Raw genomic sequence first — 13590 nt, 5'->3', positions numbered from 1 at the left:
GTTAATTTAATTTGACGCGATTAATCATTTTTTGCAGTTAATCTCAGCGAAGCGTTTGTGACCTTTAAGGTAATACTCGACCAAGATATTCGGATTATCTTTGATCAGATCGGCCGGTGCATCCCACCGGTCATATTTTTTCCGCATCTTTGCAAAATCACGATGCGCCTTTACGATCGCCGACGCATTTTTAAAATCGAACGTAGCCATAAACTTGGCCCATGCAAGCGTGTCGAGCAGACGACGGCTGAAAAGCTTGCGCCCCCTGATCTTCGCAGGAAGATTTTTGTGAAGCATCAGGAGATTGTTGCGGAAGTTCAGATATGTCTTACGCGGATTAGAAGCCGGGAGGCTTCCGCCACCTAAATGATAGACATGTCCGTCAGGTATAGCCCACACTTCCCGTCCGGCAAGACGCATGCGCCAGCAGAGATCAATCTCCTCCATGTGGGCGAAAAAGTCCTTGTCCAGCCCACCACAGGCGAGATAGAGCCGTGTATCAACCATAAGAGCCGCTCCGGATGCCCACTGCACTTCCATCGGGGTGTCATACTGGCCATGATCGACCTCAAGAGTATCGAAAACACGACCGCGACAATAGGGGTAACCGTTACGGTCAAGGAAACCGCCCATTGCTCCTGCATATTCAAACTCCGCAGGTTTCATCAGCGATAAAAGCTTGGGCTGCACTGCCCCTACTTGTGGATGTGACTCCATGAAATCATAGAGCGGAGTGAGCCAGTCACTGTCAACCGCGACATCCGAGTTCAGTAGGACAGTGTAACGATAGTCATCAGCTATTGCCCTTATGGCAAGATTGTAACCTTCAGCAAAACCGTGATTCTCATCAAATTCAATTCGGCGTACAGTCGGAAATTCGTTGCGGAGGACTTCAAGCGAATCGTCGGTTGAACCGTTATCCGCAACAATCACATCTGCAATTTCCCTCGGAGTATGCTCCACGACCGATGGCAGATATTCCCGGAGCAGTTTCGCACCGTTCCAGTTAAGAATGATTACCGCTACTCGCGGCGATGTCGCAGGCGCACTCATTCCACTATTTCCCCCTCCGATTCTTCGCCTTCAGGATGCACGGAGACTATCCTCACGGGACAGATCTTATTGGACAATTCCGGACGCGGAGCTATGTTGACACGAAGATAATTATCGGTAAATCCGGCCATAGAACCGTCATGACGCGGATGCTCGACGAGCATCGGGCGGACCGTGCCGACAAAACGTTCGGTAAACTCCTTGAGTTTCTTTTCCGAAATGGCAAGCATGATGCGCGTCCGGCGGTGCTTCTCCTCCTGCGTCACCTCATGCTCGATCTCAAGCGCACGGGTGCCGGGACGTTCACTATAAGTAAATACATGAAGCCGCGATATGGGCAATGATTCAACAAAGGCACGCGATTCCTCAAAGCGTTCCTCAGTCTCACCCCTCGCACCTACGATCAGATCGACGCCGATGAAAGCATCGGGCATCACACGGCGTATGTGTTCGATCTTCCTGCGGAAAAGAGCCGTGTCATAACGGCGTCGCATCAGACGGAGCACCTCATCGCTGCCATTCTGAAGGGGGATATGGAAATGCGGCATGAATCTGCGCGAGGTAGCAACGAAGTCAATCAGTTCATCGGTGAGCAGGTTCGGCTCGATGGATGAAATGCGGTAACGCTCTATACCCTCGACCTCATCGAGACGACGGCATAGATCCATGAAAGTCTCATCAGTCCCCTTTCCGAAATCACCGATGTTGACACCGGTAATCACTATCTCTTTTCCACCCTCGGCCGCCACTTCACGAGCCTGAGCGACGATCGCGTCAATCGAACCCGAACGGCTGCGCCCGCGCGCCATAGGGATGGTGCAGTATGAACAATAATAATCACATCCGTCCTGCACTTTGAGGAAATAGCGCGTGCGGTCTCCACGCGAGCAGGAAGGTGAGAATTTCCGTATCTCCTTCAAAGGTGTTATGAAGGTTGTCCCCTCCGCTTCATCGCCGGCAAGAACCTTGTCAAGATAATCAGCAAGCTCAAGCTTACGGTCAGTACCCGCCACGACGGCCACACCCGGAAGCGAACGGACTTCATCGGGTTTCAGCTGCGCATAGCAACCGGTGACGATTATTCGTGCTTCGGGGAAGCGGCGCGCGAAGGAACGTATGGCCTGACGACATTTCTTGTCGGCAATCTCCGTAACGCTACAACTATTGATAACCACATAGTCAGGCGTATCACCTTCGTGGACACGCTGAATGCCGCGCGATGCAAAGATACGCGCGACGGTAGATGTCTCAGCAAAGTTGAGTTTACAGCCGAATGTATGGAAGAGGGCTGTCCGTGTGCCGAATGTTGTCTTGTCGATCAATCTGCGTTGAGTTAGATATCTGGATTAGTGTATCGGGTCACACGGGTGTCATTCGTCATTGCCCGGCTGGATGGGTATGGGACGCTTGAACACTTCTTTGAATGAAATGAGGGTCTCCGTACGTCCAAATCCAAGGCGCAGTTTCTTATGGATCACTTCCAGAAGATGAGCGTTGTTATGGGCAAAAATCTTTGCGAAGATGTCATAGTGGCCGGTTGTGAAGTGGCAATCAACCACTTCCGGAATAGCCTTCAGACGCTCTACGACCTCATCGAACTTTGTCGGGTCGTTGAGGATAAAACCTATGTAGGCACAGGTCTCGTAACCTACCGAAGGGGGATTAATAATGGTCTCGAACCCACGGATCACTCCGGAAGCAGTAAGTTTCTGAATACGCTGATGAATGGCAGCTCCGGACACATTGGTCTCACGTGCAATTTCCAGAAAAGGTTTGCGCGCATTATTGGAGAGCATTTCAAGGATCTTAAAATCAAGAGCATCGAAAGTTTGTCGTGACATCTTTACTATTATATTGTTTTAAGAATTTTAGATCGTTTTTGTCAAAGTGATAGTTTTGACACTGCAAAGTTACACAAAAATCGGCAACAATCCGATAAAAAATCTTAAACATCCGACCGGAACTTTACAATATGTTACCTTTCAGCGACAAATACGGCTCGTCCGGCACATACACAGAGAATACCGATCACAACACTAAGCGTCAGATAAAGAGTAAACGTGGTCCAATCACCTTTCGATCCGAGCATCCACATATCGTTTGCAAAAGAAGAGTAGGTGGTGAAACCTCCGCAGAGACCGGTAATGAGAAGTACGTTCTGACTCGGAGTCAACACTTTGGAATGTTCTATCAGTCCGAAAAACAGACCGATAATGAAACAGCCTATTATATTGACAAGGAAAGTGCCAATAGGGAAAGATCCATGCCAGATGGAAGATGTCCATTTACACAGTAGATAACGGCCGACAGTACCGACAAAGCCACCGCAACCTGCAATCAAAAGCTCTTTAAGCATAATATGAAGAATATCCGGCTGATTTTTAACAATTGTCAGACCATTTATTTAACGTCGCCAAACGCCAAATTATTTTATTCCTGTCCGACACACTCCTTTCTCAAGGCCGACAGCAATGCCATAGATGCGTCCGCGACATCCTCCCCACCCCACCACAATGTTAAAATCAGGTCTCCACATTCACATTAATTAAGTATCACAAACCACTCAGTCAGGTTGTCTATTTTAGAAGAATGATGTATCTTTGCACAGATTTTCCCAAACCTCATCCAATCACTATAATAGTGCAAATTTGAGATATTCTCACATTTACATAATAGTCACAGTGCTGCTGTGTGCCCTCTCGATGGGTGCATTCACGCGTCCGGTCGATCCGGAATCGCTTGCGGTCACCACCGGTCAGATCCAGACAGGCATCGATTCGGCGACGAATCGTGTGTTGTCGGAAAGGTTGTCTGCCGACACGCCCGACATCCTCTCACGTCCCCTGCCCCGGCCTATAGCCACATCTGATTCATTCATCATGCCAGTTCCGGACGCAGAAACTTATTCAGCCGATTCAGTTGCCGCGACAGGTATCGGCAGGCTCACGGAAATATTGGCGGACTCATCCGCAATGGATGAAGACTCAATCTCCTCGCCCATCACCCGCCATAGCTACATACCCGACACGATGAATCGCAGGCGCCTGAGCCGCACACGCCTCGCCGCGCGTGAAAAGCAGTCAAAGATCGTGCGTACGAAGGTTGATCTTGACAACCCTGTCGATTTTTCATCGCAGGATTCAATGGTGCTTATCGGTCAAAACAATGCCTACATGTATGGCAACTCCAAGATCGAATATGGCAAGCTCAAACTCGATGCGCAGAACATAGCCATGAATCTTGACAATTCCACCGTCCATGCTTACGGTGGTGTGGATTCAATCGGCGACGCATTCGGCGAACCGATTTTCGAGGACAACGGCACAAGCTACGAGGCGGAGTCAATGGAGTATAACTTCAAGACCGAGAAAGCCTTCATCACAAACCTCCGTACACAGCAGGGCGAAGGCTATCTTACCGGCGGTCAGAGCAAGAAGGTTGGAGAAGATGAATTCTACGTGCAGAACGCCCGCTATTCAACCTGTGATGATCATGATGATCCCCACTTCTACTTCCAGCTCACAAAATCAAAGGTCCGTCCCGGCAAAGACGTGGTCACCGGACCGGCTTATCTCGTGCTTGCCGGTCTCCCGTTGCCTCTCGCCGTACCCTTCGGCTATTTCCCCTTCTCGGAGAAATACTCGTCAGGTATCATTTTCCCAAGCTTCGGTGACGACTATAACCGAGGTTACTATCTGAGCAACGGCGGCTACTACTTCGCCATAAGCCCGAATATAGATCTCGCGCTCACAGGTGAATTATACACACTTGGGTCGTGGGGTCTGCGTGCGGAATCGCGCTATGTGAGACGCTACAAATACTCCGGTAATTTTAACATTTCATACCTGAAAACCGTAACCGGCGACAAGGGTATGCCCGACTACTCGAAAGCCACAAACTTCCAAGTCATCTGGAGTCACAGTCAGGACTCAAAGGCCAATCCCAACATGAGCCTTTCGGCAAGCGTGAATTTTACCACGAGCGGCTATACACGAAACAACATTAATTCATACTACAACGCTACGGACTTCACCCAGAACACCAAGAGTAGCACCGTCAACATGACCTACCGTTTCCCCAACTCGAAATGGTCACTCTCGACGACCGCCAACGTGTCTCAACGCTCTCAGGACTCCACACTGGCGGTCTCCTTCCCGAACTTCACGCTCACCATGTCGCAGGTCTATCCATTCAAGCGCAAAAGAGCAGTCGGCGAAGAGAAATGGTATGAAAAAATCAAACTCTCCTACTCCGGTCAGTTCAACAACTCCCTGACCGCCAAGCAGGACGAGTTCTTCCAGAAAAGTCTTATCAAGGACTGGCGCAACGGTATGCGTCACAGCATTCCAATCAGTGCAACGTTCAATCTGTTCAAGTACTTCAATCTCACGCCATCAGTCAGCCTCACCGACCGCATGTACACCACGAAAGTACGCCGTCAGTGGGATCCAAATGCATCAGCCGAAGTGCTCGATACGACTTACAACTTCTATAACGTATGGGACTTCAACGCGTCAGTCGCGCTTGACACCAAGATCTACGGTTTCTTCCAGCCCCTCCCCTTCCTCGGCAATAAGGTGAAGATGATCCGCCACGTGCTCACGCCTACAATCTCATTCTCCGGCGCGCCTGACTTCGCCTCACCTTTCTTCGGTTACTATGGCAGCTACCAGTATCCCAACGCACAGGGTGAGATGATGACCCGTACCTATTCTTATTATCCCAACTCACTCTTCGGTGTTCCGGGACAGGGCAAGACAGGAGCACTCAGTGTCTCTCTCGCCAATAATCTTGAGATGAAAGTGCGGTCAGACAATGATTCGATCGGTGAAAAGAAAATCTCGCTCATCGAGAATCTCTCCCTCTCGCAAAGTTATAACTTCGCAGCTGACTCAATGAGGTTCTCGAACCTCAACACGTCCATCATGCTCCGTCTGGTCAAGAATTTCAACCTCAACCTTTCGGCAACATGGGATGTCTATACCTACGCCCTCAACTCCTCCGGCAATCCTGTGCGTGTCAACAAGCTGCGCATTTCCGAAGGCAAAGGCTGGGGTAAACTTTCAAGCACGGGTACTTCGTTCAGCTACACGTTCAATAACGACACATTCAAGAAACTCTTCGGCAAGGATAAGGATAAAGATGACAAGAAGGATGACAAAAACAAGTCCAACGACCGCAATTCGATGGATCAGGATTTCGCCGATGCCACATCCGACTATCAGGCTCCAAGTCAACGAAAGAAGAAGAAAGATTCATCAATGCAGTTCGACGATGACGGCTACATGGTATGGTCCATTCCTTGGAATCTGACATTCAACTACTCCGTCAATTACGGATACGGCGAGTTTGATTACAAGAAGCTCGAATACAAAGGCAAGATCACGCAGAACCTCTCCTTCTCCGGCAATATCCGTCCGACGAGCAACTGGAACTTAGGTTTCTCCGCAAGCTATAATTTCGACACCAAAAAGCTTGCGTACATGAACTGCAATATATCGCGCGACATGCACTGCTTCACCATGAACGCAAGTTTCGTCCCGGTAGGTCCCTACAAGAGTTACAACTTCCACATATCGGTAAAGTCATCGCTTCTGTCCGATCTGAAGTATGACAAACGCTCGTCCTACTCAAACGGTGTCAAGTGGTACTAACGACAATCCGAAACTTAACGTTAAACTTTTCCAATAATCTTATTGTTAAAATAGTGTGACCGGCTCGGTCACACTATTTTTTTTATTCCTCCGTCTGCGAGGCTACAACCTTTTTACATTCAACTATTACTCACTTAAAATCCATCAGTGATGAAAAAAATTCTTCTTATCATGTGTGCTGTCCTTGGGATAGCCCTTGGCGCAAATGCTCAGAAAGCACAATTCCAGATCGGTTACGGTGGCTACACCCAAATGGACGCTACGGATATGCACGACGGGGGATCAATGAACAACGCTTGGGGCGCACTCACCGCAGGTGTGAATTTCAAGGTAGCACCCAGCATGTACTTAGGCGCAAGTTACACCTTCTCAAGCGCAAGCTACAAACATTCGGATGACGCGAACGCCTATTACCACGTCATCATGCTCAATGGCCGTTATGACTATTACCGCAACAGCATCGTGACACTCTACGCACACCTCGGTGTCGGTGTGGATATCTCACACATGGCCGGCGACGACTGGTCAAAGAACAAGGCTTATTTCGCCTTTCAGGCTTCTCCGCTCGGAGCTGAAGTCGGCCTCTCACGCGTGACAAGCATCTTCGGCGAACTCGGATTCGGTGCTCAGGGTCTGCTTCAGGTGGGCGCACGCTTCAATTTCTGATAACAAACAGGAATTGAGACAGCTTTTCCGGAAAATATTGAAAGGACATCTCAACACCTATCCTATCTATAGGAACATTACTATTAAAAACACACATATATCATGAGTGATATTCTTACTTCTGAAGAACGCAAGGAACTCCCGGACAGCGTCTATGGTCTGCCTGAACGCAGAGAGTATCCTATGCCTGACGCGGCACACGTCCGCGCTGCCGAAGCATACTTCCGCTATTGTCCGGAAGATCTCAAGCCAAAACTCGCACGTGCAATTTTGCAACGCGCACAGGATTATGGAGTCGATGTCGAAAGTCCGACCATCCTGTCATACGCACAGCAGTAATGGAAATTCTCAATTGAACACTTTCCATAACAAACTCCGATAATAAGGAATGAATTACGGGGAACAGCGTGACCGAAACTCACACTGTTCCCCGTAATTTATTTCAGACTGCAACAACCGGTGCCGGGTGACCTTACTTCTGGAAACCCGGAACCGGATTATCGGATAAAACTTATTTCACAACTACCTTGACGGTATGATTGCCCTGACGCTTGATATAGATGCCGGGAGTAAGATTACCACCGTTCACGCGCAGACCCTGAAGGTTGAAGTATTCTGCAGGAGCATCAGCATCGACAGCGACTGAAGTAATTGCTGAGTTCTGAGAAGTGAAGGTGACGTTGATAGGTGTACCCATCCATAAGACATCAATCTTCATGTTAACTTCGTTGGAAGCAGTGATCGTACCGTTGATGTTGACATCAGCAGTGATCGTGCCACCCATGAGAGCCATATTCTTTACTTCGCCGACATAGGTAGTGACACCGTTTTCCTCGGTCATGGTCACATCCTCCACCTTGATATCACCGAGGGGCATAGGAGAATCGCCCATCACAAGAGTGAGGTTGGGAAGAAGGAATGTACACTTATTGTCACCGGTAGGAGTGATCTCGATGTTAGAAGGCTGATTGTCAGCAATCTTCACGCCATTCATTTCTACATTCAGATAACCGGGATAGCTGGAAGAAGTGTTTCCATAAGTAAGCTTCACATCATCGACGATAAGAGTATTGTCCTTACCGACAACAGAAGCACCACCGAAGTAGTCACCGGCTGCGATCACGATATTGATCATTTCAGGAGTAGCATCTGACTTGTAGTCAAACTGAGCCGAGAACTTGGTCCATTCTCCGGCATCCTCTGTAATTTCAGCATTGATCACGGCGATAAGCTCAGCATCGTCAGTCTTGGTTACCTCACCACCCTGACAACCGGTCATGTCCATTCCGAGAATGCAACGGTCACGGTCAACCATATCGGCATAGATGGGATCTCCGGCCATATAAACGATCGCGGGGACATCCTTCTGAGTCCAGTGACCCTTCCAGAGATAGGCAACGACGGTCGATTTCTCTGCGGGTTTGTCCTCACCACGGCTACGCTTATACATGAACTCAATACCTGTAGGACGATCAGTGCAGCTCATACCACCGAACGCGCCGCCATCACTCTTATTAATAATGATCTGGAAGCCATCTGAAAAATCCATTACCGGATTTGCCGTTGACCAGCTTGTGCCGAGGGTCAGGTAAGCAGGCACAATCTGTGCATCCATAAACGGATTGGGAGTATTGACAAGCTTTACAGCATACTTTGAATTGTATCCTTCGATAGAATCTCCCACTTGAGTAGCTCCAAGGCCATTGGGTGTACCCTCGTAAAAGGAGGCCATACCAGCCACATTTGAGATAACCCAACCCTTGGGATTAGCACCTACGACTACTTCGCTTAATTTTCCTACGTGCTCTTCGTCACTTGCATAGAAAGTCCAAGGCTTGCAGTCAACCCACTCGCCCTCAAAATCGGCATTGGGGAGCTGCTGTTGCGCAAACGCGCTGAAACACAACGGACTGATCAGCATTGAGCCAATTAAAGTCGTGTAAAATGATTTCATAAAACAATGATTATAATTAGTTGATAGAAAGTTGCAATAACCGGATTCACAGATTCGACACTCATGAGTGGAAATGGGGTGACGTTTTTAATATCAGACATAATCCACACCCAATATTGACATCTATCGCTGTTTTCCTATAAACGTGAGATGCAGTCAGGAAGTGACTGTTGACTTTTTCCGGCACAAAGTTAAGTATTATTTAGATATCATGATTTAAAATCGTAGATTTTTAATAGTTTTATGGATGAATGTTCCAATTTTGCAGCTAAAAAACAATCGAAAAGTCTTACGGATGCATGTTTTTTAGTAATTTTGCACCGTCCACTACTTCTCACTCCAACAAACCATATTTTTTATGAGAGCTATCAATTGGTTAATGACCCTTGCGGTCATGCTTGCCACTGTTTCATGTATCAAGAAAGAACCCCTCAACGCTGAATGTGATATAATTGCCGTCACACTTCCCGGCGATGTCCTCAACCGTGCACCTATAATCGAGAATGACAAGGTCACACTTATCGTAAAAAATCATATCAATATCTCTGACCTCGCTCCCGAATTCGAACTCACTCCGGGAGCGACCATCGTACCGCCGAGTGGAACCGCGCGTGATTTCACCGATCCGCAGACTTACGTCGTCACCTCGGAAGATGGCGAATGGAGCAAGACCTACACCGTCACCGTGCAGAGCAACAATGCCATCAATCTCAAATACGGATTCGAGGATGTCAAACTTGCCAAAACCTCACAGGGAGGCAGCTATGATGAATTCTTTGACGTCAGCATAAACGAGACCACCAACCGCAAAGACACCATGTTCTGGGCAAGCGGAAATCCCGGATTCGCTCTGACAAACGGCACAGCCGGCGCAGACTCCTATCCGACCTTCCAGACATCGGACGGCTATAAGGGAAAATGTGTTGAAATGATCACCCGCTCGACAGGTCCGTGGGGTGCGATGGTGAAAAAGCCATTGGCTGCAGGCAATCTTTTTATCGGGAAATTCAATGTCACCATAGCTGTGGCAAGTCCGCTTCAAGCAACCCAATTCGGCACGCCGTTCACAAATATTCCCCGATATTTCAGCGGTTATTACCGCTACACTCCGGGAGAAGTATATCAGAAACTCAACGATGCCGGTAAACTGGAAACAGTCGAAGGTAAGGTTGATGAATGCAACATATATGCAGTGTTCTTCGAATCAACAGCAGACATGGAATGGCTTGACGGATCGAATGTCCTCTCGGATGATAACCCTAACATAATAGCGGTGGCACGTCTATCAGAAGAGCAGCGTCAATCGACACCTGACTGGACCTATTTCCGTCTGCCATTCGTGTTCCGTCAGGGAGCAACGATTGATCCTGAAAAATTCGCCAACGGACGCTACAGCATTACTGTTGTCATGTCATCGAGCATCGACGGTGATTACTTTGCCGGGGCAGTCGGCAGCACGCTGCTTGTGGATGAACTTGAGATCACATGCCTGTAGGCAGATATTACGACACTGCCACACCTCCAGTAACAATCGAGAGTCAATATCACATCTTCAAACCATCAGAACAATCATGAATATCAAAAAATATATCCTCTCTGCGGTCATCGCTCTCTCAACCCTGTCGCTCTCAGCGCAGACAGACCGTCCCGGCGACATCGACAAATCCGTGCTGCTCGGATTCGAATATGAAATCAATGCAGGTATAAATATAGGTGGGGCTTCGCCTCTCCCATTACCGGCAGAAATCAGAAAGATCAATTCCTACAGCCCGCATCTGAACCTTCTGATCGGTACTACGGTCACAAAATGGTTCGGACCCGAATCGAAGCAGAGCAAGTGGGGCATCAGTGCCGGGCTGCGTTTCGAGACCAAAGGAATGGAGACAGACGCCACAGTGAAGAACTACGGTATGACCATCATTCAGGACGGCAAAAAGCTTTCGGGTAAATGGACAGGCCGCGTGCAGACCAAGTACCATTCACAACAGCTGGCCGTGCCCATCAATGCAGTCTATCGGATCAACAACCGTTGGAAAGTCAATTTCGGCCCGTATATCGCATACGCCTTCAGCAATGATTTTGACGGCTATGTCTATGAGGGCTATCTGCGTGAAGGTGATCCTACCGGTAATAAGGTCTCATTTGAAGATGATGCACGCGCCACATACGACTTCGGCGATGACCTGCGTAAATTTCAGTGGGGAGTGCAGTGCGGAGGAGCTTGGAGGGTATTCAACCGTCTCTCCATCAACGCAAATCTCACATGGGGACTGAATGACATCTTTAACAAGTCATTCAAGACAGTGACCTTCAACATGTATCCCATATACCTGAATCTTGGTTTCAGTTATGTATTCTGATTCATCGTATTAACAACTATTAGGCGTTTTTATTACCTGTTTTAAAGGATTATTTAATACTTTTGTAGAGGTGATGTCTGAATTCAGATGCCTGTCTTATGGCAGACATGAATACAGACCATAAAGCCCGGACTCGGATTACGTTGACATATTCCTGATCGTCCGTATCTATAATCCGAGCATTATCACTGTTAATAACAATACATATAGCTTTACACTGTTACCGACATGAGCAAAGAGGCAAATCTTGATGACGAAAGACTTGTTGCACGGTTGAGAGACCCCTCGACCTGCCGTGAGGCTTTCGGTGAAGTAATCAGACTTTACTCCGAGCCTCTTTACCGGCAGATACGCCGTACGGTGCAGTCACACGAAGATGCCGACGATGTACTCCAGAACACATTCCTGAAAGCTTGGCAGAACATCGAGAATTTCCGTGGTGACGCACGCCTATCCACTTGGCTTTATAAAATTGCGATAAATGAAAGTCTCACGTTCCTTGAAAAGGAGAAGAAGCGTCGTGGACTTTCGCTTGATGACGAGGAGTCACACGTGGCTGCCCTGATCCATGCCGACACCAATATCGACGGTGACGCTCTCGCTCTCAAACTGCGTGAGGCGATAGCTACACTCCCTGAAAAACAGCGACTTGTGTTCAACATGCGTTACTATGACGACATGAAATACGAACAGATGTCGGAAATCATGGGTACTTCGGTCGGAGCACTGAAAGCGTCCTATCATCTCGCCGTAAAAAAAATCGAACAATTTTTCGAGGACAGCGATTAAACTTCCGTCATATATACGAGTCTAAATCATAACAAGTCTCAAAAAGTACACTGAGCGGTGACTCAACTATCTAATCTGACTGACAAAATTTTAAGCTTCAAAAACTGATCCAATGAAAGATGATATACTCACAAAGGTCAACCGAAACGATGGAATGACTGTCCCTGACGGCTATTTCGAGGATTTCGCAGCCAAAATGACCGCATCGCTTCCGCAAATGGAATGGGAGAAGCCGCAGCCAAAAGTGTTGCCTCGCTCCGTTTGGCAGCGTATCCGCCCATACATCTATCTTGCAGCCATGTTCATGGGCGTGTGGTGCATGATGAAGATGTTTGATCTCATGCGCACTGACTCCTACGGTTTATCGATTGACAATAATCCTGTCCTGTCAGCCGCCATGAGCAACGATCACTTCATAAACGAATATTTCATGAATGAAGGAGAGGTCGATGACTATCAACTGATGGAGGATCTGTATCAGACAGGTTTCAACCCGGCTGATTATGACGACCAGCTCATCGACATGACCACCGATTCCACTGAAATTCCTGACAATCCCGAATTTCCGCTATCAGAAATCTGACCTTTCTCCCACCTCTCCCCATTACCATATACAGTAAAAAACACCTGAATCATCAATGAAAAGAATCGCATTATCCCTCATCCTCGTTCTTTCCGCTATCCTCCTTCCCTTCAGTGCGCAGGCTCAGCGTCCATCCGGACGGGAGCGTGAAGCATGGATGAAGGAAATGCAGCAGTTCAAGAACGACTTCATTACTAAAAAACTTGCCCTGACGGATGAGCAGAAGGCCAAGTTCATCCCTCTCTACAACTCAATGGATGAAGAGATACGGAAGACACAGGCCGAGACTGAGAAGCTCTACCGCAATACTTCAAAGAAGGACAGTAAAGTTACCGACCTCGAATATGAGAAAGCCGCCGAGGCACTCTATGAACTTAAAGGTCGAGAAAACGATATCGAAATGAAGTATTTCAAGGAATTTAAACAGATCCTTACACCTAAGCAGCTCTTCCAGTTGAAAGATGCCGAACGGGACTTCACACGGCAGCTGATGAAACAACACCGCACACAGCGGAAAACGAAATAAGACAT

Annotated in this window: 13 protein-coding genes; 8 read left to right on the top strand and 5 right to left on the bottom strand. The window is 48.0% G+C overall.

What is annotated here, in order from left to right:
- Window positions 1-24: 24 nt before the first annotated feature.
- From K2G41_RS02815 to crcB, 4 genes are all read right to left on the bottom strand, one after another.
- Entirely contained in the window at window positions 25-1053 is a 1029-nt protein-coding gene (locus K2G41_RS02815) for a glycosyltransferase family 2 protein (RefSeq protein ID WP_300114108.1), read from the bottom strand.
- Window positions 1050-2375 carry a tRNA (N(6)-L-threonylcarbamoyladenosine(37)-C(2))-methylthiotransferase MtaB gene (gene mtaB / locus K2G41_RS02810; protein ID WP_300114106.1) on the bottom strand — a complete coding sequence of 442 codons (1326 nt, stop codon included), beginning with the start codon at window positions 2373-2375 and terminating at the stop codon, window positions 1050-1052. Before mtaB ends, K2G41_RS02815 begins: the two co-directional genes overlap by 4 nt.
- 48 nt (window positions 2376-2423) lie before the next feature.
- Window positions 2424-2894, bottom strand: coding sequence for an Lrp/AsnC ligand binding domain-containing protein (locus K2G41_RS02805; RefSeq protein ID WP_300114104.1), 471 nt, complete (start codon window positions 2892-2894; stop codon window positions 2424-2426).
- Window positions 2895-3028: 134 nt separating this feature from the next.
- Entirely contained in the window at window positions 3029-3409 is a 381-nt protein-coding gene (gene crcB / locus K2G41_RS02800; protein WP_300114102.1) for a fluoride efflux transporter CrcB, read from the bottom strand.
- A 292-nt stretch (window positions 3410-3701) separates the two neighbouring features.
- Here crcB and K2G41_RS02795 point away from each other — a divergent pair, with 292 nt between their 5' ends.
- The 3 genes from K2G41_RS02795 to K2G41_RS02785 all read left to right on the top strand — a co-directional run bounded on the left by K2G41_RS02795 (window position 3702) and on the right by K2G41_RS02785 (window position 7712).
- Complete coding sequence (locus tag K2G41_RS02795) at window positions 3702-6707, top strand: putative LPS assembly protein LptD (RefSeq protein ID WP_300114100.1); 3006 nt, start codon at window positions 3702-3704, stop codon at window positions 6705-6707.
- A gap of 150 nt (window positions 6708-6857) precedes the next feature.
- Complete coding sequence (locus K2G41_RS02790) at window positions 6858-7373, top strand: outer membrane beta-barrel protein (protein ID WP_300114098.1); 516 nt, start codon at window positions 6858-6860, stop codon at window positions 7371-7373.
- 102 nt (window positions 7374-7475) lie between these two features.
- On the top strand, window positions 7476-7712 hold the full coding sequence (locus K2G41_RS02785) for a hypothetical protein (protein ID WP_300114096.1): 237 nt from the start codon (window positions 7476-7478) through the stop codon (window positions 7710-7712).
- Window positions 7713-7884: 172 nt separating this feature from the next.
- On the opposite strand, the gene K2G41_RS02780 is transcribed toward K2G41_RS02785, so the two are convergent.
- A complete protein-coding gene (locus K2G41_RS02780; RefSeq protein WP_300114094.1) occupies window positions 7885-9327 on the bottom strand; it encodes a calycin-like domain-containing protein in 1443 nt (480 codons plus the stop codon).
- Between the two features lie 358 nt (window positions 9328-9685).
- Between K2G41_RS02780 and K2G41_RS02775 the strand changes: the two genes are divergently transcribed.
- From K2G41_RS02775 to K2G41_RS02755, 5 genes are all read left to right on the top strand, one after another.
- Complete coding sequence (locus K2G41_RS02775) at window positions 9686-10822, top strand: PCMD domain-containing protein (protein WP_300114092.1); 1137 nt, start codon at window positions 9686-9688, stop codon at window positions 10820-10822.
- Window positions 10823-10904: 82 nt separating this feature from the next.
- Window positions 10905-11687 carry a porin family protein gene (locus K2G41_RS02770; RefSeq protein WP_300114585.1) on the top strand — a complete coding sequence of 261 codons (783 nt, stop codon included), beginning with the start codon at window positions 10905-10907 and terminating at the stop codon, window positions 11685-11687.
- A gap of 228 nt (window positions 11688-11915) precedes the next feature.
- Entirely contained in the window at window positions 11916-12476 is a 561-nt protein-coding gene (locus K2G41_RS02765) for an RNA polymerase sigma factor (protein ID WP_300114090.1), read from the top strand.
- 112 nt (window positions 12477-12588) lie between these two features.
- Window positions 12589-13059, top strand: a complete 471-nt coding sequence (locus K2G41_RS02760) for a hypothetical protein (protein WP_300114087.1) — start codon at window positions 12589-12591, stop codon at window positions 13057-13059.
- Window positions 13060-13114: 55 nt separating this feature from the next.
- A complete protein-coding gene (locus tag K2G41_RS02755) occupies window positions 13115-13585 on the top strand; it encodes a Spy/CpxP family protein refolding chaperone (RefSeq protein ID WP_300114086.1) in 471 nt (156 codons plus the stop codon).
- The last annotated feature ends 5 nt before the right edge of the window (window positions 13586-13590 follow it).

The sequence above is a fragment of the Duncaniella sp. genome (assembly GCF_029056165.1).
Lineage (GTDB): Bacteria > Bacteroidota > Bacteroidia > Bacteroidales > Muribaculaceae > Duncaniella.
This window is presented reverse-complemented; position numbering and strand designations above follow the sequence as displayed.